Genomic DNA, 21,269 nt, shown 5'->3' with positions numbered 1-21,269 from the left:
AATCTTTTTTTTCAGGAGAGAATCTCGCTATCCGTTTCAAACGAAGTTCACTGAACTACGAAATAAAATAGAAATTAAGTGAAGTAATCTTTTGTGGCTAACCGCGCCAGAAGAGTTTTTCCACTTCTTTAGAGACTAGGCATTAGTTTTCCTAACAATATTTTTAAAAACTATTCATGAAATTCGTGGCAAACTTTTTTTATTTCACTTTCTATTAAGAATTCAAAATTGAAAAATCATTACTTTAGCGATACCATATTTAAAATTTAATTCCATGAAATTCCCCAAAATTTTATTGCTAATAGTTTCAATTGTACTTATTTCCTGCAACGATAAAAAATCTAGCTCCTTTGAATCACTGCATCCAAAAGAATTTGCAGAAAAAATTAAAACAACAGATCATCCACAAATTTTAGACGTTCGAACTCCTGACGAATTCGAATCGGAACATATCGATAATGCCAAAAATGTAAACTGGAATGGTGACGATTTTGAAGCAAAAGCAGCATCTTACGACAAATCGAAACCTGTTTTTGTATATTGCCTAAGCGGAGGAAGAAGCAAAAAAGCAGCCACAAAACTAAAAGAATTAGGTTTTGATACTGTTTACGAATTAGATGGCGGTTTCCTGAACTGGAACGAAGAAGGATTTGGAATTCCTGCAGAGGTAGATGCCGGAATGTCTATGAATGAATTTAATGATTTATTAAATTCTGACAAAAAAGTTCTGGTTGATTTTTATGCGGTATGGTGCGGACCATGCAAGCAAATGGAACCGTTTCTTTTAACAATGCAAAAAGATATGGCAGATAAAGTAAAGATTATTAGAATTGATGTTGATAAAAACAAAACGTTGGCAACTCAATTAAAAATTGACCAATTACCAACAATTGTATTATATGAAAACAAAGCCGTACAATGGAAAACTACAGGCTTTATCAGTGAAAAAGACTTAAAAAAACAACTGCAATAAAACAAAGAATATGCTAACGAAAGAATCATTGCAATTTTTAGACGATTTAAAAAAGAACAACAATAGAGAGTGGTTTCAGGACAATAAAAAACGATACGAGATTTTCAAAAAAGATTATCACCAGTTAGTGAGTGATTTTCTTGACGTAATGAAACCTCTTGATCCGTCATTAGAATTACTGGAAGTTAAAAATTGCACTTTCAGAATCAATCGCGATATTCGATTTTCTAAAGACAAATCACCTTATAAAGCGCATCTTGGTGTTTGGCTTTCATCAGGAGCAAAAGGACAAAATCGTTCCGGATATTATGTTCATATCGAAAAAGGAGCCAGTTTTATTGCTGGAGGATTTTATTCGCCAGAACCTGATCAGCTAAAGAAAGTCCGTAAAGAAATTGCTTTTTTTCATGATGATTTAGAAGCTATTCTTGCCGATAAAAACTTCAAGAAAGAGTTTGGAAATTTGGATGTAAATGAAACCAATTCGCTTAAAAATCCGCCAAGAGGTTATGAGAAAGACCATCCGGCAATTGAATTTTTAAAACTAAAAAGTTTCACGGCTACTCAAAAATATGATATTTCCGGAGTCACTCAAAAAGACTTTGTTGCCAAAATGAGTAAAAAACTTATCGCTTTAAAACCACTAAACGAGTTCATTAATCGCGCCTTAGAAACGGACGAAGAATTTTAAAAAAAGTTAGCCACAGATTAACACAGATTAAAAATCCTTTAAATCTTTTAATCTGTGGCAAAAAAAACAAATAGGTAAAAAAATTACCACGACTAATTAGTGAAAATTCGCGAAATTCGTGGCAAAAAACTACTCCTCAAATGACAAAAAGAAAAATACTTTTTCTTGGAGAATCCTATCGCGCTGACGCTATTACATGGATGAATGGCTTGAAGGAATTTGGCGACTTTGAAATTCGCACCTGGGAACTTCAAACACCAAACAACTCGAAACTCAACCGCTTCAAACGTATTTTAGAATATATCTTCTCTCCGCTTTCTATTCGAGAAACAATCCGAAAAGAAAAACCGGATATGATTATTGCCGAGAGAACGACCAGTTACGGCTTTCTGGCTGCGATTTCAGGAATGCATCCTATTGCAATTGCACAACAAGGCCGAACCGATTTATGGCCGGAAGGTTCTGTATTGTTACCCTTAAAAAAAATCATTCAGAAACACGCTTTCAAAAAAGCCGATTTAATTCATGCCTGGGGTCCGGTTATGACAATTTCAATGAAAGCAATTGGTGTTGATATGAATAAAGTTTTGGTTATCCCAAAAGGAATTGACTTATCACTTTTTTCTCCTTCGATCAATAATTCAAATAAAATTGAAGCCATTGTTACACGTTCTTTACAACCGGAATATCGACATGATTCGATTTTGAAAGCATTCGCAATTTTAAACCAAAGAGAAATCGATTTTTCGTTGACGATTGTTGGCGACGGAACACGTTTGCAATCTTTGAAAGATTTAGCTGCAACATTACAAATCGAGAACAAAGTAATTTTCACAGGAAGAATCCCAAATACCGAACTTCCTAAATTATTACAGCAATCCAATATTTACATCAGTATGCCAATTACCGAAGGGGTTTCGGCTTCTTTATTCGAGGCAATGGCTTGTAATTGTTATCCGGTAGTTTCGGATATTCCCGGAAATCAAAGCTGGATCAAACATCGTGAAAACGGACAATTAATAGCAATTGATAATATCGAAATGCTGGCCGAAGAACTAATTTGGTCTTTCGCGAATACTGAATCCAGAAATGATGCTATTATTCAAAATCGAAAATTTGTAGAAGAGAATGCGAATTATGATATTAATATGAAGATTATTGCAGATAAATATCATGAGTTGCTGAACAATCGCTAAAATTTGAAGCCCATATAAAAACAAAAGACTAGTTTATCAATCAAAAATGAAAGACTTTTTAGAAAAAATCAGATTAATATTCTTACCTTTTTTCGCTGTTGCAATAAGCTTTATTCTAATTTATACTTTCCTTCATTGGCTATTAGTTATAAAGTTTGAAGTTTTTTCTGTTAAAGAAATATTTTTAAAATTCTGGTTGCCGTTTCTATTACCGTGGTTACCCATATATTTTATTTTAATTCCAAGATTAAAAATTTTAAAATTTAAAGATGACAACAAATCTTTTGGTTTTCAGTTTTTAGCAGTTTTAATTGTTGCAATTCCGACCATTATTGCACAAGAATATTTGGTTACAGCAACAGGCAAATTGAGCAAACTTAAAACAATCTATGAATTTGAAAAAAAGGAAACAACAAAGTATTACACTTTAAGAAAATTCCACATTGACAAAACGAATATTGGAGTTTTTAAAACCAGTGATGTTTCAGGCAAAAACAACGAACATTTTAATATGCTGATTTATGTTGCAATGCCAATTTTCGAAAACACAAAAGACACTTCAAAAACCGAATGCAAGTATTGGTTAGGAAAGCGATATTCTAAAGAAATCAGCAATCATTTTTCTATTGATGAAAAAAAGACAAAATATCATGAATTTGAACAAGAAGTTGAGGCTGAATTTGTAAAAACTAATTTTAACGATTTTACTTATTTAGAGTTAATTGGCAATACAGACGATCACGAAAACTTTAATGACGCTATTAACGAAAACAAAAAATACGATTTTAACGAACCACTTGTTTTTGAAACACATAAAGATTCTTTTAGAAACAGAAATGGTGAGAAATTAAGCTGGTTCCTTGGCACATTAACAGGAGGCTTTTTAGTTTGGTTAATAATTTTATCTTTTATAAAATTTCAACCAAAATCTAAAAAAAACAAAACCAGTATTTCCAGGAAAACTTCAAATTTAAAAGACCTTATAAGTTTTTTAACTCCTAAAGAAGAATTTTACATTACGCCTATTCTATTGAACCTTAATATTATTATCTTTCTAATAATGTTATTTGCCGGATTTAGCTATGGCTTTCTTTCTATTAAAAGCAAATATCTATTAGAATATGGCGCAAATTACAGTTCTTACATCAAAGAGGGGCAATTTTGGAGATTACTAACTTCTACATTTTTGCATGGCGGAATAATACATTTATTCAATAACATGATTGGACTGTGGTTTATCGGAATGTTTCTTGAACCATCTCTTGGAAGAATAAAATTTCTTTCTGCTTATATAATAACCGGAATTTTAGCAAGCATAGCTAGTGCTTGTTGGCATCCTGTTACGATTAGCGTCGGTGCATCTGGTGCAATTTTCGGGCTATGTGGTTTATTTTTGGCTTTATTGGTTTTCAAAGCTTTTCCTTCAAATTTCAGCAAAATATTTTTAAACCTTATTTTAGGTTATGTCGGAATTAATTTAGTTATGGGGCTTTTAGGTGCTGGAGTCGATAATGCAGCTCACATCGGCGGACTTGTAAGTGGCTTTCTGATGGGCTGCATAATGTCTCCTCAATTAAGAGAAGAAAATGAATTTGACAATGAATAAAAAACAACTCAAATAAATTATAATCCTTACTTTTGAACTCAGATTATAAAAGCCTTTTATTTATGGAAATCCAATCCAATTTTTCTTTAAAAAACTACAATACATTTGGTATCGAAGCCAAAGCCAGACAATTTGTTGCCGTTCATTCAGTTGATGAATTGAAGTCGATTTTGAAAGAACACAAAAACGAGAAAAAATTTATTCTAGGCGGCGGAAGCAATATGCTTTTAACTAAAGATATTGAAGCTTTGGTCATTCATATTGATTTAAAAGGCAAAAAAATCATTAAGGAAGATGACGATTTTGTCTGGGTCGAAAGTCAGGCTGGCGAAACATGGCACGATTTCGTTCTTTATACCATCGATAACAATTTTGGAGGTTTAGAAAACATGTCGCTGATTCCAGGAAATGTGGGTACAACTCCGGTTCAGAATATTGGCGCTTATGGAACCGAAATAAAAGATACTTTTGTTTCGTGCGAAGCCATGAACATTGAAACTCAGGAAATAAAAACTTTTACGAATACCGAATGCAATTTTGGATACAGAGAAAGCATCTTCAAAAACAACGTTAAAGACCAATATATTATTACGGCTGTAGTCTACAAACTAACAAAGCGCAATCATAAAATCAATACTTCATACGGAGATATTACGGCCGAATTGGCTAAAAATAATATCGTTACTCCCACTTTAAAAGATGTGAGTAATGCTGTAATTGCCATCAGACAAAGCAAATTACCGGATCCTAAAGAACTGGGAAATAGCGGAAGCTTCTTTAAAAACCCAATTTTATTGAAATCTGATTTCGAAAAAATTCATCAAAACTTTCCTGAAATGAAATACTTTGAAGTTTCAGAAACCGAAGTAAAAGTTCCTGCTGGCTGGCTAATTGAGCAAGCAGGTTTTAAAGGAAAACGTTTTGGCGACGCCGGAGTGCATAAAAATCAGGCTTTGGTTTTGGTAAATTACGGAAACGCAACAGGACAGGAGATTTTAGCAGTTTCAAAAGATGTTCAAAAAACGGTTTTCGAAAAGTTCGGAATTCATATTGAAGCTGAAGTTAATATTATTTAGATTCTTTTCGCCACGAATTACCGAGAATTAATTAGTGTAAATTCGTGGAATTCGTGGCAAAAAAACACTACTCTACTTTTCTCAAATGAAAGAACTTATTTCCATAAAAATCGAAAATCCAGACGACGAAAAAGTTTTGGCAATCACAGAAGAATTATCAGAAAATCTTTATATTCGTTTTGGAAGTGACGGAAAGAATTCTTTTCAGGATTGGGAGAATGAAAATTCAAAGTTTGTATTTGTTATAGCTCAAATTAATACTGAAATTGTGGGTTGCGGAGCCATCAGACCAATTGACCCAACTACTGGAGAAGTAAAACGAATGTATGCCAAATATCCTGGAAAGAAAATCGGACAAACGATTTTAGACTTTTTAGAAAATAAAGCTGTAAATCTTGGTTATGCTAATTTGATTTTAGAAACACGAGTAAAAAACAAAAGTGCTGTTCGGTTTTATCAAAAACAAGGTTATAAAATAATTCCGAATTACGGAAAATATACAGATCGAACAGAAGCCATTTGTCTGGGAAAATCTTTAAATCAAAATTCATAAAAATGTATACTCCTAAAATATACAAAGACGAAGATCCTGAATCGATCAGAGCTTTTTTGAAAGAAAACAGTTTTGGCATTCTGATCAACCAGACACACGGAAAATTATGCGCAACACATATCCCCATAGAACTTGAAGTTACAGCTGAGGGAAAAGAAGTTTTGCAAGGACATATTTCAAAATTAAATACACAAGCAGAAGGTTTTGCCCAAAACGATCAGGTTTTAGCTGTTTTTACAGGTCCGCATAGTTATATTTCGTCTTCCTGGTACGATCATGAAAATGTACCTACCTGGAATTATATAGCCGTACATGTTTATGGCCGAATTAAAATTGTAGACGAAGCCACCACAATAGAACAACTTAAAAAATTGGTTGATAAATACGAAGCCACTTCTGAAAATCCGGTTCGTGTTGAGGATTTATCAACAAAAACAATGCGCGAAGCCAGAGGAGTATTTGGTTTTGAAATTGAAATTGATGAAATTCAGGCTACCAAAAAACTGTCTCAGAACCGCGACGACCACAATTATAAAAACATTATTACGGAATTAGAAAAAACTGAAAACCCTCAGGCTATTGCTGTTGCGAAAGAAATGTCGAAATGCCGAAAGTAAATTGGCTTTAGCCATTGAAATCTAGGAATTCATAAGTACATTTGCACGCGCAAGATTCAGAAATTAAAAGACATTAAAATCAGATGCTTATAACTTTATTTTACTTCTTTATTGCTATTGTTGTTATCCAGGTTTTCTACTACTTAGGAATTTTTGGAAAGTTTGCTTTTGCTAAACCACAAGATATTACATCAAAAAAATTGCCTGTATCTGTAATTGTTTGTGCTAAAAATGAAGAAGAAAACGTAAAAAAGTTTATTCCGTTATTGGCAGAACAAGATTATCCTGATTTTGAAATTGTTTTAATAGACGATGCTTCAAGCGACGAAACCCTAGAAGTTTTTGAGCAATTCGAACAACTATATCCTAATATTCGTTTAGTAAAAGTGCAAAATAATGAAGCTTTTTGGGGAAATAAAAAATATGCTTTAACCTTAGGAATCAAAGCATCCAAAAAAGAATACTTGTTATTTACTGATGCTGATTGTTATCCTACTTCAAAAAACTGGATCACGGCAATGACTTCTCAATTTACCATGAATAAAACAATTGTTTTAGGATACGGAGGTTATGAAAAAGTAGAGCGTTCTTTACTAAATAAAATCATTCGTTTTGAAACTGTTTTAACAGCCGTACAATATTTTTCATGGGCAAAATTAGGACTTCCGTACATGGGAGTTGGCCGTAATTTAGCTTATAAAAAAGAAGAGTTTTTTAATGTAAATGGTTTTATCGAACACATCCAGATTCGTTCTGGCGATGATGATTTGTTTATCAATCAGGCGGCAAACAAAAACAATACAACTATATCCTATACTCCGGAAAGTTTCACCTACTCGAAACCAAAAGAAACTTACAGAGAATGGTTTACTCAAAAAAGAAGACACATTTCTACCGCTGAACATTATAAGTTTTTCGACAAAATGCAGCTGGGTCTGTTTTTTATATCACAATTATTCTTCTTTATCTTAGTTATAGTATTATTGGCTTTCCAATTTCAATGGATTGCTGTACTGGCTATTTTAGCAACACGTTATACCGTGGCATGGACTGTAATTGGATTTTCTGCCGGAAAATTAAAAGAAAATGATATTAAAGTTTGGTTTCCTATCGTAGAAATCATGCTTATATTCACGCAAATTAATATCTTTATAACTAATATCTTTTCAAAACCTGTATATTGGAAATAAATTCTAAAATAGAAAAAGCGAAAAAGGGCGATCAAATCGCCTTTACTTTTTTATTAGATTATTTCTGGAACGAAGTGTACGGCTTTATGCTAAAGCGCACTGAAAACGAAACTACTGCCGAAGATATCACCATCGAAACCTTCTCTAAAGCTTTTGACAAAATAGGCTCTTACAACCCTGAATTTCAATTCAACACTTGGTTAATTGCTATTGCAAAAAATGTATATATTGATTTATTGCGTAAAAAGAAAACCAATCTTTTTATAGAGATCACTGATAACGAAGACCAACAGGCTTACAATATTGCCGACCCCACTCCATCAGCCGAAGATGCTTTAATTAAAGAGCAAAATCTTTCGCGATTGCTACAATGCATCAAAGAACTGAAACCACATTATCAGGAAGTAATCCAGTTGCGTTATTTTCAGGAAATGACTTATCAGGAAATCGCACTTAAAATCGATGAACCTTTAAGCAATGTAAAAGTAAAATTACTTCGTGCTAAAAAATTATTGGCAGAAATCATCGAACGTAATAGATAATTTATTATCTTTAGGTAAAGAATAAAATATAATTCACTTTATTCTTAAAAAAGTAAATTATCCACACATTAAAACAACAACGCTTCGTTGTTTGCTAAACCCAAAACCTTATTGCTTATGATTTAAATGTTACTTAACCTTAAAATCCATAAATCATGTCTAAATCAAGTATCTACGAAACAAGCTGGACCAATCTTGTTTTCGAAAACAAAAACAAAGAGTACGGCGCCTACCAATTACGCCAGGAGAATTCAAAAACCACCATCTCAGCTCTATTTATGGGTTTGCTATTATTAGCCGCTTTGGGAAGTGTATCAGTGTTAATTAACAAATTCAGGCCTGTTCCGACAAAAATAGTACCATTAGATCCTGGTCCATTAGTTGTAACACCGTATGAGGTACATCCTGTTATTCCAAAAACAGAAGAGCCAGTAGTTCCTCAGCAACAAAGTGCAGCTGCAGCGCCAGCTACCAGTACACAATTAACAAATCCTGTTGTTGCTGCACCAGATCAAGCTACTCCTGAAATTGCGACTAATGCAAATAATGCTCCTGCTGTAGAAAATCCTACAGGAACAGGATCTGTTGTAAACGCAATACCAACTACTGGAGGTGGAGGTGGCGAAGCCGAAGTACCTGTCATTACTAATGAACCTTTACCAACTGCACTTTTAGATAAAATGCCGGAATTTCCAGGAGGAATGGCTAAGTTTTACACTTATGTAGGTAACAATTTCAACAGACCGGAATTGGATGCTGAAAAAACATTAAGAGTGTATGTTTCATTCGTAATCGAAAGAGATGGTTCTATTACCGATATCATGGTAAAAAACGATCCTGGTTACGGACTTGGAAAAGAAGCGATCAGAGTATTAAAATCATTAAAAACAAAATGGATTCCCGGAGTATTAAACGGGAAAGCAGTTCGAACTGCCTATAACCTTCCGATCACTATAAAAACGGAAGCTCAATAATAAAAATAGAAAAGCAGAATTTAGGTTCTGCTTTTTTTTTGCGCGTTACCTCAACAACGAAAATTTCTTTCGATCATCCTGATACCCCAAATTACGACTTTGCTCCTTCAAATTTTTATGTTTTTTTTTTCTCAGCAAAGAAAACCTCACGCAAAGCCACAAAGACGCAAAGTTTAAAAATTCAAAACTTTAAAAAAAGCTTTGCGACTCTGCTCCTTTGCGCGATTAAATTTTTAAAAAGCTTTCCATCTTTGCGACTTTACGAGATTAAATTTTAATTACTTTTACAACACCTTTTAAAGGAAAATCAAATCTATCAAAATTAAAAACTAAAAAATGGGAATATTTTCAGCTATCCTTGGCAACGCCGGTTCTGTAAGTCAGGAAGATTTAATTAAAAAATACGGTCAGCTTTTGACTGATAATGAAGAGATCGAAATGGGTTTTAAATTAATCCGCGATACTTTTATCTTTACGAATAAAAGATTAATCTTAGTTGACGTACAAGGAATAACGGGCAGCAAAACAGAATACAAATCGATCGCCTACAAAAGCATCACTCGTTTTAGCGTAGAAACCGCAGGAACTTTTGATCTTGATGCCGAATTAAAAATTTGGGTTTCAAGCGAACTAAACCCAAGTATTGTAAAACAATTTAATAAATCTGTAAACGTGTATGATGTACAAAAAGTACTGGCTTTTCACGTTTTAGGTTAGTATCAAAAATAATAAACCCGACAAATTTCTCAGAAACTTATCGGGTTTTATTTTACTGTCAGAAATTATTATTTCTTTTTAGTAGTTGTTTTTTTCCTAGTGGCAGCTTTTTTGGTTGTTGTTTTCGTAGCTACCGGTGCAGTATTTACAATTTTTTGTTGCACATACGGTTTGTACAAACCATCTTTTTCTGCTCTTTTCTTAGCATCTTCGGCTCTTTGTTGTGAATCCGGATGCGAACTCATCATCTGATCGATAAATGACGCTTGCGATCCTTCGCTCATCTTCGCCAGAATTCTAAAAGCAGATTCTTCGGCATTTACATTATAACCATTCTTTTTCAAGAAATTGTATGAGAACAAATCAGCTTCGGCTTCTTGTTTACGGCTAAATTTACTGTCGATTATCGCGCTTCCTATTTTACCCAGCTGACTATCTGTAACGCTTGCAATCGTAGCAGATTGTGAAGCCGCACCTTCTAACAAAGCTTCTTTTCTGTAAGCTGCTTTTATCGCATCTCTTGAATCATTATTGGCAACGTGACCAATTTCATGGCCAATTACTGCAAGAAGCTCATTATCATCCATGATATCCATTAAACCCGAATATACACGAACACTTCCGTCTGCAGTTGCAAAAGCATTAACTTCCTTTAATTTATACACTTTATAATTTAAAGTATATCCGTCACCAGTAGTATATTTTCCAAAAACTCTGTTCAATCTTAAAGTGTAAGGATCTGTTGCACTTGCAACTTCATTTTCAGTATCCATCTTATCTACTGCAGCTTTAGAAAGTGCAGCTGCATCGGCATTACTAAACGTAAAACCAGTTACTCCTTTTTGAACAGCTCCAATGGCTTTTTCGCCAAAATTAATCTGCGCATTCATTTTAGTAAAACCAAAAGCGGCAAACAAAACTCCCAATACAATAAATTTCTTTTTCATGTTTTATATTATTACAATTTAACAACAAATGTATTACAATGTTTAGTTTTTTCTATTTCAATTAAATACAATTTATAACAAATAAAGATATAAATATTAAACGAGTAAAAATCAACCCTGTGCTATAATTATCCTTCTTACTCAAATAAACAAACAAAAATTAACGGATTTTATTAGCATCATGATTTAAAAACAATAATTTAACACGTGGGTAGAATTATCATCAAAACAGCTTTTCAAACTATAAAGAGATCAACACCAAATTAAATGGTAAACGAATCATCAAATAAACTACATTCCTTATCTTTGTACTTTGAATTTTGATATATGGAAACAGTCATTGAAAATATACCAACTGGAAAACCTAAATGGTTAAAAGTAAAACTTCCAATTGGACAAAAATATACTGAACTTCGCGGTTTGGTCGATAAATATAGCTTAAACACCATTTGTACCTCAGGAAGTTGCCCAAATATGGGTGAATGTTGGGGTGAAGGAACAGCTACTTTTATGATTTTAGGAAATGTTTGTACGCGTTCATGCGGATTTTGCGGTGTAAAAACCGGAAGACCGGAAACCGTAGATTGGGACGAACCTGAAAAAGTGGCTCGTTCTATAAAAATCATGAACATCAAGCACGCTGTTATTACAAGTGTTGACAGAGATGATTTGAAAGATGGCGGTTCTATTATCTGGATCGAAACCGTAAAGGCCATTCGAAGAATGAATCCACACACTACTCTTGAAACTTTAATCCCTGATTTTCAAGGAATCGAAAGAAACCTGGACCGAATTGTGGAAGCAAATCCTGAAGTAGTATCTCACAACGTTGAAACGGTTCGTCGTTTGACTCGTGAAGTACGCATTCAGGCAAAATACGATCGTAGTTTAGAGGTTTTACGTTACCTGAAAGAAAAAGGAATTAACAGAACCAAATCCGGAATTATGTTAGGTCTTGGAGAAACTGAAGAAGAAGTTTTTCAGACTATGACAGATTTACGCAATGCAAATGTTGATGTTGTTACTATTGGTCAATACCTACAGCCAAGTAAAAAACATTTACCTGTAAAAGAATTTATTACCCCCGATCAATTTGCACGATACGAGAAATTTGGTCTTGAATTAGGTTTCCGTCATGTCGAAAGTGGACCTTTAGTTCGTTCTTCATACAAAGCACAAAAACATATTCTATAAAAAAAGTTATTGGTTCAATCGTTTATTTGTTTAATCGCATCAGCGGCGAAACAAATAAACGATTGAACAATTTAAACAAATAAACAAAGCACTTGAAAACAAGAATTGCTATTAATGGTTTCGGAAGAATTGGTAGAAATTTATTCCGCTTACTTTTAAACCATCCTGACATTGAAGTTGTTGCCATCAACGATATTGCCGATAACAAAACCATGGCCCATTTGACAAAATACGACAGTATTCATGGGGTTTTACCTTTTATCGTTAGTCATGACGAAACAGGAATAATTGTTAATGAAAAACATTATTTATTTTTTCATGAAAAAAGCATTTCAAAGTTAGACTGGAAAAGCCATAATATTGATTTTGTAATAGAATCTACAGGAAAATACAAAACCCACGAAGAACTAAACGCTCATCTTGAAGCAGGTGCTAAAAAAGTAATTCTTTCAGCTCCTTCAGAAGTGGATACGATCAAAACAGTCGTTTTGGGAGTTAACGAAAATATCCTGGATGGAAGCGAAAACATTATTTCAAACGCAAGTTGCACCACAAATAATGCTGCCCCGATGATAAAAATCATCGATGAATTGTGCGGAATTGAGCAAGCGTACATCACAACGATACATTCTTACACTACAGACCAAAGTCTTCACGACCAGCCACATAAGGATTTACGCCGTGCAAGAGGTGCAAGTCAGTCAATTGTTCCAACAACTACAGGTGCAGCTAAGGCATTAACAAAAATTTTTCCTAAATTGCATGAAAAAATCGGAGGTTGTGGAATTCGCGTTCCCGTTCCCGATGGTTCATTGACAGATATTACGTTTAATGTAAAACGTGCTGTTACTATTGAAGAAATAAATAAAGCATTTCAAGAAGCCTCAAAAACAAATTTAAAAGGAATATTAGATTACACAGAAGATCCTATTGTTTCTGTTGATGTAATTGGCAATACACATTCGTGTTTGTTTGACGCGCAATTAACCTCTGTCATTGACAAAATGGTAAAAGTTGTGGGTTGGTACGATAACGAAATTGGCTATTCATCAAGATTAATCGATTTGATTTTGCGTACAAGAAAAACATAAGATTCATTGTAAAAGCATTGCATTACATGAAATACCACTTTTTTATTCTTTTTTGTTTTTTTAATTCATTTTTGTATTCTCAATCCAAAAAGAATACGGACAGTGTTTCCTATTACAACAAATTAGTCAATAAAAATCTGGAAAATAAAAAATACAACCAAGCTGTTTTTTATACCCAAAAATCTATCAATTTTTGCGAATCAAATCACAAACATGAAGGTTTAGCCAATCAAACTTTTAAGCTTGGAAAAATTTACTACAAACAACATAAATACGATGAAGCCCTAAAGAGTTTTCATAAAAGTGTTGCTTCATTTGACAGCGTAAAACCAACTTGTACCAAAGTTCTGGCATTGCACTATATTGGCGTAGCTAATACTGCAAAAGGCGATTATGAAACCGCTGCTCTTTATTACAAAAAAGCCAAATCGCTTTTGAATCAGTTAAAAATGACTGATCATGCCCAAGTTTTGAACTATCAAAAAGCGATGGCATTTAAAGCAAATAAAAATTTACCTCTTGCTGCAAAATCTTTTCGCGAAATAACACAAAGAGCTGACACCCCTTCTATCCTAAAAACTAAGACTGATGCCTATTACCAACTAGGGGTAATCGAAACACAACTTAAACGAAATGATTCTGCTATAATTTATCTGGACAGCGCCTTAGAATACAATTCAAAAAGCAATAATCTGGCTCAGAAGTCCAAAATCATTTTAGCGATAAGCCAATATTACAAAAAAAACAAAAACTTTGACCTCGCCTACTCTTATCTGGATGAGCATTATCAGTTAGAAAATTATATTTTAAAAATAAAAAATGCAAAACTTGATCTTAATGAGTTCGAAAAATTCAAAAAGAATCAATCCTTAAACAATACAATTAAACGCGAAAGCGAAGAAAAAATTCAGTTAAAAACATATCGTTATTCTAAATTGGTCAGCATTCTGGCCATTGCACTTATTTCGATTTTATCTCTTTTAAGCTTAGCATTGTATAAAAATAATATTATTCGAAATCAGAATAACTTACTTTTAAGAGAAAAAAACAAAGAACTTATTTTAGCCAAAAACAAAGCTGAAAAGGCGTCAAAAGCCAGATCCGAATTTCTATCAACGGTAAGTCATGAGCTCCGGACGCCCTTAAATGCTATTAACGGAATTACGCATTTACTTCTTCAGGATAATCCAAAAAAAACACAATTAAAATATCTAGAATCTTTAAAGTTTTCAGGAAACTATCTCACGACATTTATCAATGAAATTCTGGAAATTAATAAAATCGACTCGACAAAAGTTGAAATAGAAAATATTAGTTTCAATTTAAAAGAGTTGTTATTCAATATTCAAAGCTCCTTAAAAGAATTAGCAACGGCCAACAAAAACTATTTCAACCTTGAAATAGATGATGCTATTCCGGATAATTTAATTGGTGATCCTACTAAGATTTCTCAAATCATTTTAAACCTAATTAATAATGCTTTAAAATTTACACAAAACGGCAATGTAAATGTAATTGCAAAATTATATACGAAAGAAGAAGATAGCGCTACAGTCTATTTTGAAATTGTAGACACAGGAATTGGTATTCCAGAAGACAAACTGCAAACTGTTTTTGAAAGCTTTTCGCAAGGCTCAATCGAAGTCAATCGCAAATATGGCGGAACTGGTTTAGGATTAACAATCGTAAAAAAACTGATTGAACTTTTAGGAGGCGAAATAAAACTAAAAAGTGAAGTGGGTAAAGGTTCTACTTTTACCTTTAAATTGAAATTTAAGATTAACAATGAACCTTTGGAAGTGGTAAAAGAAGCAAAACCCTATAACGACAAACAATTAAAACACAAGTCGATTTTATTGATTGAAGACAACAAAATCAATCAAATGATTACTCGAAAAATGCTAGAAAATAAAGCCATCACCTGCGAAATAATCGATAATGGCGAAGATGCAGTTGAGCTTTTAAAAGTAAAAAGGTTCGATATGATTTTAATGGATGTTCATTTACCCGGAATCAATGGCACAACGGCCACAAAATTAATCAGGGAATTTGATAAAACAACCCCAATTATTGCCTTAACAGCAATTTCGCTTGACGAAAACAGAGACATGCTTTTATCTTTTGGGATGAATGATGTTATTACAAAACCTTTTGTTCCCGATGAGTTTTATAGTATTATTGCGAAGTTTTTCGATTAATTCTTGTAGCTGCTAAGATTCGGAGTTTAATTTAACATACTCTAAAATCGTTGCGTCAAAATTTTGCTGATGATTGATAAACGTACTTCTTATTGGCAGATAATACAATTGCGAAGCCAGTTTAGAATCTTTTAAACGCACATAATCCTTTTCTGTTGTAATGATTTTTTTATTACCCGCTTTACCCTGAATCGACTCTAAATCACTCTCCGAGAAATTATGATGATCCGGATAAGTCAGGCATTCATCATTTTCATTTTTTAAATAATTAAAAAACGGCGTTGGTTTTGCAATTCCTGCAAGAAGCAATTTCGATTCTGATTTTATTTCATTTACAGCTATTTTTTTATTTTCTCCATAAATATAATCATCGTAATCTATAAACGTAAAATAGATTTGCTGCGAACAAGTCAGTTTCAATTTCAAAAGAATTTCTGCTTGTTCTGTATCTGACAAATCTTTCGGGCATTTCGTAACAATTACAATATTTGCCCTATTGGCTCCACTTCTGCTCTCGCGAAGATTTCCCGTTGGCAGCATAAAATCATCGGCATATAAATCACCGTACGAACTTAATAAAATATAAAAACCCGCTTTTACTTGTCGGTGTTGGTAGGCGTCATCTAATAAAATAACCTCTGGCTTTTCATTCTGCGAAAGCAATTGTATAATTCCGTTTGTTCTGTTGGCATCCACTGCAACCTGAATATGAGGGAATTTTTGATAAAACTGAAAAGGTTCATCGCCTAGAATTTCTGCATTAGAACTTGAACTGGCCAAAACAAAACCTTCAGATTTTCGTTTATAACCACGGCTTAAAGTAGCCACTTTATATTGATCAGATAATAACCGTATTAAATATTCTATTTGAGGAGTTTTCCCGGTTCCACCTACGCTTAAATTCCCAACGGCTATTACAGAAATATTAAATGAAGTCGATTTGAGAAATCCTTTATCAAAAAGAAAATTACGAATGCTTGTAATGAATCCGTATAAAACGGCGAAAGGAAAAAGTATTTTTCGAAGTAAGTTCATATATTATTTATCAGAATAATGTCCCATTGCAGAAACTATAATAACGGTCACAATTTCTTCTTCTACTCGATAAATCATTCGGTCTTTTTGATTAATCCTTCTAGACCAATACCCATTAAAATTATATTTCAATTCCTCCGGTTGTCCTTCTCCAAAAAAAGGAGTTTCAGTCAATTCTAAAAGTATTTTTTCAATCTTTTTTATAGTAGCTTTATTTTCTGATTTATAGTGATTTTTTAAATCTTTACGAGCAATATCGTCAAATTCTACAAAATACTTCCCCATATATCATCTGGATTTAATCTTGTCGTTTTTCCTTGTCTAATATTCTCTTCCGCTTTTTTAACTTTTTCAATAAATTCAGAGCTGTAAATACTTGGCTCTTCATTAACCTTTCCATATGTTGGTTCAACGATCTCAATACCTTCAACACCTTTAAAAAAAGCTTCAAACATCGCCATAAATGCTTTTCCTGTCTTCGTTTGCTCGTTAACTTTTATTGTAGTCATGACTTTAGGTTTAGAACTACAAATATACGAAAATCGTACAATTTAATATCAGTAATTTACACCACCAGTATCAACTATTTATACTTGGCAACAACTTTTAACTAAAGCATCAAGCTCTCAAAGTATATTATTTTTCGTTAATTTGTTTCAAATTTAAAGTTTCAAATTACAATGTAAAACCTGAAACTTGAAACCTGAAACAAAAGAATAATGAAAATCAAAGAAATATTAGCAGTCCTGGAAGAAATGGCTCCTTTGGCTTACGCCGAAGATTTTGACAATGTTGGTCTTTTAGTTGGCGATGCTGAAACCGAAAGTACTGGGATTTTAGTTTGTCATGATGCTTTAGAAAATGTAATCGATGAAGCCATTGCTAAAAACTGCAATCTGGTAGTTTGCTTTCACCCGATTTTATTCTCCGGAATTAAAAAAATTACGGGTAAAAATTATGTAGAGCGCGCTATCCTGAAAGCCATCAAAAATGATATTGCTATTTATGCCGTTCACACAGCTTTAGATAATCATTCGGCTGGAGTTAATAAAATATTTTGTGATGCTTTAGGATTAACGAATACTAAGGTTTTAATTCCGAAACAGAGTTTTATCAAAAAACTAGTTACTTACACTACTCCTGATAATGCTGATAACGTCCGAAACGCCTTGTTTCAGGCTGGAGCAGGAACTATAGGCAATTATGACAATTGTAGTTTTAATACCGAAGGCTTTTTTACTTTTCAGGGAAATGAAGACAGTAATCCTGTCATTGGAGAAAGAGGAAAATTACATACCGGAACCGAAATAAAAATTGAAGTTGTTTTTGAAAAACATTTACAATCCCGAATTTTAAAAGCTCTTTTCGCGAATCATATTTACGAAGAAGTAGCTTATGAAGTTTATGATTTACAAAACTCCCATCAAAATATTGGCTTGGGAATGATTGGTGAATTTGAAACAGAAATGGATGAAAAAGATTTTTTGCTTTTTGTAAAAAATAAAATGATTGCCAACGGAATTCGTCATTCGGCCTTTACAGGAAAAAAAATCAGGAAAGTTGCCGTTTTGGGAGGCTCAGGAAGTTTTGCCATAAAAAATGCAATTATGGCCGGAGCCGATTCTTTTTTGACTGCCGATTTAAAATACCATCAATTTTATGAAGCCGAAAACCAACTACTTTTAGCCGATATTGGTCATTTTGAGAGCGAACGCTATACAAAAAACTATATTGTTGATTATCTTCGAAAAAAAATCCTTAATTTTGCCATCATTTTATCAGAAGAAAATACAAATCCAGTTAAGTACTTATAGAATATGGCGAATACGAAAGAATTAAGTGTTGAGGACAAGTTAAGAGCAATATACGATTTACAGCTTATTGACTCTAGAATTGACGAAATCAGAAACGTGAGAGGAGAACTTCCTTTAGAGGTGGAAGATCTAGAAGATGAAGTTGCAGGTTTAAGCACGCGTTCAGAGAAACTGAAAAGTGAACTTGAGGTTATTGAAGATCTTATCAAAGCAAAGAAAAATGCAATTGATGAGCACAAAGAGGTTATCAAAAAATACACAAAACAACAAGAATCAGTTCGTAATAACAGAGAATTTAATTCTTTGACTAAAGAGGTTGAATTTCAGGAATTAGAAATTCAATTGGCTGAAAAGCAAATCAAAGAAATGAAAGCTTCTATCGAACATAAGAAAGAAGTTACTTCGAACTTAAAAGAAAAACTTGACGCTAAAAGTTCTCATTTAAAACATAAAAAATCTGAACTTGATGCTATTATGGCTGAAACTCAAAAAGAAGAAATCTTCTTGTCTGAGAAATCAGCTGAGTATTCTGCTCAGATCGAAGAAAGATTATTAGCTGCTTACACTAGAATTAGAAGTAGTGTTCGTAATGGTTTAGCGGTTGTATCTATCGAAAGAGGAGCTTCTGCAGGATCATTCTTCACAATTCCACCTCAAACGCAGGTAGAAATTGCTTCTAGAAAGAAAATCATTACTGATGAGCACTCTGGAAGAATTTTAGTTGACAGCGCATTAGCTGAAGAAGAAAAAGAAAAAATGGAACAATTGTTCTCTAAATTCTAATACGAGTCCCGATTTTATCGGGACTTTTTTTTTGTTTTTTTTGCCACAGATTAAAAAGATTATAAAGGATTATTTTATCTCAAAGCTGAGTAATTCAATCTGTGTTAATCCTTTTAATCTGTGGCAAAACAATTTTTATCCAGTTTAAAATCTTATTTTTTACCTTTATAAAAAAATTAAGTTTTGGGAATTAAAAAAGGAATTCGTTTCATTACATTAAAATCGGTTGGGTCTTATATCAACTTCTTAAGCTATGTTCGCCCACAAAAAGCTGTTGAACTTTCTTATGCTCTTTTTAGCCAGCCCAGAGTTGGTCGATTACAAAAAGAAGATTTACCCAAAATATTAAAAAATACAGAAACCGAAACGTTTCATCATAACGAACATCATTTTCAGACGTATATATGGAAAGGGAATCAAACCAAAATTCTTCTCGTTCACGGTTGGGAAAGTAATGCTTCGCGCTGGAAAAAAACATTACCACATCTTCAGAAATCCGGAAGTACCATTATTGCTATTGATGCTCCCGCTCACGGACAAAGCAGCGGTAAGGAATTTAATATTCCGCTTTATGCTGAATTTATAAACAAAGCGGTCGAGAAATACCAACCAACCATTATTATTGGTCACTCAATTGGTGGTGCGGCTTGCGTTTATCATCAATATTTATTCCCGAATACGAGCATTAATAAAATGGTGATTCTTGGAGCGCCATCAGACTTAAAAACACTGATCGACAATTATATTGCCATGTTGAGTCTGAATACTAAGATGTTTTCACTTCTTGAAACTAAATTCATCAATCGTTTCAATTTTAAAATTGGGGATTTCTCCGCACAAAAATTCGCATCACAATTTAATGTTGCCGGTTTTATCGCTCATGATACTTCAGATAAGATTGTTGCTTTTGAAGAAGGTCGAAAAATTGCCAGTAACTGGAAGAATAGTCAGTTTATAGAAACTGAAGGTTTAGGCCATGGTATGCATGATGATGAATTGTATGAGAAAGTAATTGAGTTTTTGTTTTCTGTAGAAAAGGCTTAATGCCGCTCAGTCGCTAAGGATCAGAGTTTTTTTTTTCATTCTAATTGTATTGTATATTCTCTGCGGAGTTTCTAGTGTGATTCTTCGTTCCTCAGGATGACAAGATTGAGAATAGAGGATTGTAAAGAAAAAAATCCGTTTAAATCTGCGTTTTTGCAATGCAAATCCGCGTCATCTGCGTATCATTATTAGCTATTTATTTTGTTTTAAGTTTTTCTTTTTTCAGCGTAAAATGAAAATAAAACTTAGTGCCTTTGTGTCTTTGTGGCAAATCTAAACAACTATTTTAAAAGACTTCAACATTTCTTTTTCGCCTTTTCCTGTTATTATGATTGCCCTTGAATCTTTGGTTTTTCTGATCCAGTCTTTCTCCAGCATTTTATTCAACAACAAAGTTCCTACTGATCCTGCGATATGATATCGTCTTTCGCTCCAGTCAAGGCAAGGTTTTAAGAATATTCTTTTTTGCTTTTGAGCTTCTTCTAAATTAATTCCAAAATCTGAAAACCATTTTTCTCCTTCGGGACTAATTTCGAAAGTACTATTCTTTTCGATTATTACTTTTTGTTCTACTAAACTATCGGCTAAAGCCACTCCTATTTTACCCGCCAGATGATCATAACACGTTCGGCAATATTTTACGGGAGGATAATTTTCGGTTTTCTTTTTTGAAGAAATCTCCGGCTTGGGGATAAGATTAGCCATAGCTTCAACAACGTAGGCTACTTCTTTACTCGAAAATCTATAATATTTATGTCGGCCTTGTTTTTTGACAGTCAGTAAATTTGCCTCAAGAAGTTTACCCAAATGCATACTCATATTTTGCGGCGATGTATTTACAGCAATCGAAAGCTCTGTGGCTGTAAAAGCTCTTCCGTCTAACAATGTCCACATAATGGCTGCACGCGTGGCGTCTCCAATTAATCCTGCCGCTTTTATAAATTGATCTTCCATTTTAGGTTTCCATAGTTAAATATAGAATGAAGTATTCTTTTGTAAAGTTAAATAACTTTGCTTTATTCCGTCAG

General features: G+C 33.4%; 22 protein-coding genes. 17 read left to right on the top strand and 5 right to left on the bottom strand.

Annotated features, from left to right (window positions below; genetic code table 11):
• Positions 1 to 274: 274 nt before the first annotated feature.
• The 11 genes from GIY83_RS23680 (at position 275) to GIY83_RS23630 (ending at position 10,135) form a co-directional block, all read left to right on the top strand.
• Entirely contained in the window at positions 275 to 973 is a 699-nt protein-coding gene (locus GIY83_RS23680) for a thioredoxin domain-containing protein (protein WP_208683808.1), read from the top strand.
• 10 nt (positions 974 to 983) lie between these two features.
• Positions 984 to 1,664: a DUF2461 domain-containing protein gene (locus tag GIY83_RS23675; protein WP_208683806.1), complete on the top strand. Its 681-nt coding sequence runs from the start codon at positions 984 to 986 to the stop codon at positions 1,662 to 1,664.
• 140 nt (positions 1,665 to 1,804) lie between these two features.
• Complete coding sequence (locus GIY83_RS23670; protein ID WP_194616879.1) at positions 1,805 to 2,860, top strand: glycosyltransferase; 1,056 nt, start codon at positions 1,805 to 1,807, stop codon at positions 2,858 to 2,860.
• 196 nt (positions 2,861 to 3,056) lie between these two features.
• The gene (locus tag GIY83_RS23665) at positions 3,057 to 4,466 is read left to right on the top strand and encodes a rhomboid family intramembrane serine protease (protein ID WP_208683804.1); all 1,410 of its coding nucleotides are present in this window, start codon (positions 3,057 to 3,059) and stop codon (positions 4,464 to 4,466) included.
• A 62-nt stretch (positions 4,467 to 4,528) separates the two neighbouring features.
• A complete protein-coding gene (gene murB, locus GIY83_RS23660) occupies positions 4,529 to 5,542 on the top strand; it encodes a UDP-N-acetylmuramate dehydrogenase (RefSeq protein WP_208683803.1) in 1,014 nt (337 codons plus the stop codon).
• A gap of 85 nt (positions 5,543 to 5,627) precedes the next feature.
• Complete coding sequence (locus tag GIY83_RS23655) at positions 5,628 to 6,095, top strand: GNAT family N-acetyltransferase (protein ID WP_208683801.1); 468 nt, start codon at positions 5,628 to 5,630, stop codon at positions 6,093 to 6,095.
• A gap of 2 nt (positions 6,096 to 6,097) precedes the next feature.
• Positions 6,098 to 6,712, top strand: coding sequence for an FMN-binding negative transcriptional regulator (locus GIY83_RS23650; RefSeq protein WP_194616883.1), 615 nt, complete (start codon positions 6,098 to 6,100; stop codon positions 6,710 to 6,712).
• 83 nt (positions 6,713 to 6,795) lie between these two features.
• Positions 6,796 to 7,902, top strand: coding sequence for a glycosyltransferase (locus GIY83_RS23645; protein ID WP_194616884.1), 1,107 nt, complete (start codon positions 6,796 to 6,798; stop codon positions 7,900 to 7,902).
• Complete coding sequence (locus GIY83_RS23640) at positions 7,893 to 8,444, top strand: RNA polymerase sigma factor (protein WP_194616885.1); 552 nt, start codon at positions 7,893 to 7,895, stop codon at positions 8,442 to 8,444. Before GIY83_RS23645 ends, GIY83_RS23640 begins: the two co-directional genes overlap by 10 nt.
• Before the next feature lie 155 nt (positions 8,445 to 8,599).
• The gene (locus GIY83_RS23635) at positions 8,600 to 9,418 is read left to right on the top strand and encodes an energy transducer TonB (protein ID WP_208683799.1); all 819 of its coding nucleotides are present in this window, start codon (positions 8,600 to 8,602) and stop codon (positions 9,416 to 9,418) included.
• Between the two features lie 336 nt (positions 9,419 to 9,754).
• A complete protein-coding gene (locus GIY83_RS23630; protein ID WP_065450978.1) occupies positions 9,755 to 10,135 on the top strand; it encodes a PH domain-containing protein in 381 nt (126 codons plus the stop codon).
• 68 nt (positions 10,136 to 10,203) lie between these two features.
• Here GIY83_RS23630 and GIY83_RS23625 read toward each other — a convergent pair whose 3' ends face one another.
• Positions 10,204 to 11,082 carry a M48 family metalloprotease gene (locus GIY83_RS23625; protein WP_194616887.1) on the bottom strand — a complete coding sequence of 293 codons (879 nt, stop codon included), beginning with the start codon at positions 11,080 to 11,082 and terminating at the stop codon, positions 10,204 to 10,206.
• A gap of 327 nt (positions 11,083 to 11,409) precedes the next feature.
• On the opposite strand from GIY83_RS23625, the gene lipA reads away from it, so the two are divergent.
• The 3 genes from lipA (at position 11,410) to GIY83_RS23610 (ending at position 15,565) form a co-directional block, all read left to right on the top strand.
• Entirely contained in the window at positions 11,410 to 12,276 is an 867-nt protein-coding gene (gene lipA, locus GIY83_RS23620) for a lipoyl synthase (RefSeq protein ID WP_194616888.1), read from the top strand.
• Between the two features lie 92 nt (positions 12,277 to 12,368).
• Positions 12,369 to 13,367, top strand: coding sequence for a type I glyceraldehyde-3-phosphate dehydrogenase (gene gap / locus GIY83_RS23615; protein ID WP_208683797.1), 999 nt, complete (start codon positions 12,369 to 12,371; stop codon positions 13,365 to 13,367).
• A gap of 26 nt (positions 13,368 to 13,393) precedes the next feature.
• Complete coding sequence (locus GIY83_RS23610; protein ID WP_208683795.1) at positions 13,394 to 15,565, top strand: ATP-binding protein; 2,172 nt, start codon at positions 13,394 to 13,396, stop codon at positions 15,563 to 15,565.
• A gap of 12 nt (positions 15,566 to 15,577) precedes the next feature.
• On the opposite strand, the gene lpxK is transcribed toward GIY83_RS23610, so the two are convergent.
• The 3 genes from lpxK to GIY83_RS23595 are packed head-to-tail and all read right to left on the bottom strand — an operon-like array spanning position 15,578 to position 17,109.
• Complete coding sequence (gene lpxK / locus GIY83_RS23605; RefSeq protein WP_208683793.1) at positions 15,578 to 16,600, bottom strand: tetraacyldisaccharide 4'-kinase; 1,023 nt, start codon at positions 16,598 to 16,600, stop codon at positions 15,578 to 15,580.
• A 3-nt stretch (positions 16,601 to 16,603) separates the two neighbouring features.
• A complete protein-coding gene (locus tag GIY83_RS23600; protein ID WP_208683791.1) occupies positions 16,604 to 16,885 on the bottom strand; it encodes a Txe/YoeB family addiction module toxin in 282 nt (93 codons plus the stop codon).
• Complete coding sequence (locus tag GIY83_RS23595) at positions 16,867 to 17,109, bottom strand: DUF2683 family protein (protein WP_208683790.1); 243 nt, start codon at positions 17,107 to 17,109, stop codon at positions 16,867 to 16,869. The genes GIY83_RS23600 and GIY83_RS23595 overlap by 19 nt, the downstream gene beginning before the upstream one ends.
• A gap of 210 nt (positions 17,110 to 17,319) precedes the next feature.
• Here GIY83_RS23595 and GIY83_RS23590 point away from each other — a divergent pair, with 210 nt between their 5' ends.
• From GIY83_RS23590 to GIY83_RS23580, 3 genes are all read left to right on the top strand, one after another.
• Positions 17,320 to 18,414 carry a Nif3-like dinuclear metal center hexameric protein gene (locus tag GIY83_RS23590; RefSeq protein WP_194616894.1) on the top strand — a complete coding sequence of 365 codons (1,095 nt, stop codon included), beginning with the start codon at positions 17,320 to 17,322 and terminating at the stop codon, positions 18,412 to 18,414.
• Positions 18,415 to 18,417: 3 nt separating this feature from the next.
• Positions 18,418 to 19,197 (top strand): zinc ribbon domain-containing protein, encoded by a 780-nt coding sequence (locus GIY83_RS23585; protein ID WP_194616895.1) that lies wholly within the window; start codon positions 18,418 to 18,420, stop codon positions 19,195 to 19,197.
• 183 nt (positions 19,198 to 19,380) lie between these two features.
• Positions 19,381 to 20,241, top strand: coding sequence for an alpha/beta fold hydrolase (locus GIY83_RS23580; protein ID WP_194616896.1), 861 nt, complete (start codon positions 19,381 to 19,383; stop codon positions 20,239 to 20,241).
• 273 nt (positions 20,242 to 20,514) lie between these two features.
• Here the strand turns inward: GIY83_RS23580 and GIY83_RS23575 are convergent, their stop codons facing one another.
• A complete protein-coding gene (locus tag GIY83_RS23575) occupies positions 20,515 to 21,195 on the bottom strand; it encodes a helix-turn-helix transcriptional regulator (RefSeq protein ID WP_208683788.1) in 681 nt (226 codons plus the stop codon).
• Positions 21,196 to 21,269 lie beyond the last annotated feature (74 nt).

Source organism: Flavobacterium sp. SLB02 (assembly GCF_009664855.1).
In the GTDB taxonomy this organism is placed as follows: Bacteria; Bacteroidota; Bacteroidia; order Flavobacteriales; family Flavobacteriaceae; genus Flavobacterium.
The sequence above is the reverse complement of the archived record's forward strand: the minus strand, read 5'-3'. Positions and strand labels throughout refer to the sequence as shown.

Excerpts from the sequence above, each read along its gene's own strand:
- GIY83_RS23680 (WP_208683808.1), top strand. The coding sequence starts at position 275 with ATGAAATTCCCCAAAATTTTATTGCTAATAGTTTCAATTGTACTTATT.
- GIY83_RS23675 (WP_208683806.1), top strand. The coding sequence starts at position 984 with ATGCTAACGAAAGAATCATTGCAATTTTTAGACGATTTAAAAAAGAAC.
- GIY83_RS23670 (WP_194616879.1), top strand. The coding sequence starts at position 1,805 with ATGACAAAAAGAAAAATACTTTTTCTTGGAGAATCCTATCGCGCTGAC.
- murB (WP_208683803.1), top strand. The coding sequence starts at position 4,529 with ATGGAAATCCAATCCAATTTTTCTTTAAAAAACTACAATACATTTGGT.
- GIY83_RS23655 (WP_208683801.1), top strand. The coding sequence starts at position 5,628 with ATGAAAGAACTTATTTCCATAAAAATCGAAAATCCAGACGACGAAAAA.
- GIY83_RS23650 (WP_194616883.1), top strand. The coding sequence starts at position 6,098 with ATGTATACTCCTAAAATATACAAAGACGAAGATCCTGAATCGATCAGA.
- GIY83_RS23645 (WP_194616884.1), top strand. The coding sequence starts at position 6,796 with ATGCTTATAACTTTATTTTACTTCTTTATTGCTATTGTTGTTATCCAG.
- GIY83_RS23635 (WP_208683799.1), top strand. The coding sequence starts at position 8,600 with ATGTCTAAATCAAGTATCTACGAAACAAGCTGGACCAATCTTGTTTTC.
- GIY83_RS23630 (WP_065450978.1), top strand. The coding sequence starts at position 9,755 with ATGGGAATATTTTCAGCTATCCTTGGCAACGCCGGTTCTGTAAGTCAG.
- GIY83_RS23625 (WP_194616887.1), bottom strand. The coding sequence starts at position 11,082 with ATGAAAAAGAAATTTATTGTATTGGGAGTTTTGTTTGCCGCTTTTGGT.
- lipA (WP_194616888.1), top strand. The coding sequence starts at position 11,410 with ATGGAAACAGTCATTGAAAATATACCAACTGGAAAACCTAAATGGTTA.
- GIY83_RS23610 (WP_208683795.1), top strand. The coding sequence starts at position 13,394 with ATGAAATACCACTTTTTTATTCTTTTTTGTTTTTTTAATTCATTTTTG.
- lpxK (WP_208683793.1), bottom strand. The coding sequence starts at position 16,600 with ATGAACTTACTTCGAAAAATACTTTTTCCTTTCGCCGTTTTATACGGA.
- GIY83_RS23600 (WP_208683791.1), bottom strand. The coding sequence starts at position 16,885 with ATGGGGAAGTATTTTGTAGAATTTGACGATATTGCTCGTAAAGATTTA.
- GIY83_RS23595 (WP_208683790.1), bottom strand. The coding sequence starts at position 17,109 with ATGACTACAATAAAAGTTAACGAGCAAACGAAGACAGGAAAAGCATTT.
- GIY83_RS23590 (WP_194616894.1), top strand. The coding sequence starts at position 17,320 with ATGAAAATCAAAGAAATATTAGCAGTCCTGGAAGAAATGGCTCCTTTG.
- GIY83_RS23585 (WP_194616895.1), top strand. The coding sequence starts at position 18,418 with ATGGCGAATACGAAAGAATTAAGTGTTGAGGACAAGTTAAGAGCAATA.
- GIY83_RS23575 (WP_208683788.1), bottom strand. The coding sequence starts at position 21,195 with ATGGAAGATCAATTTATAAAAGCGGCAGGATTAATTGGAGACGCCACG.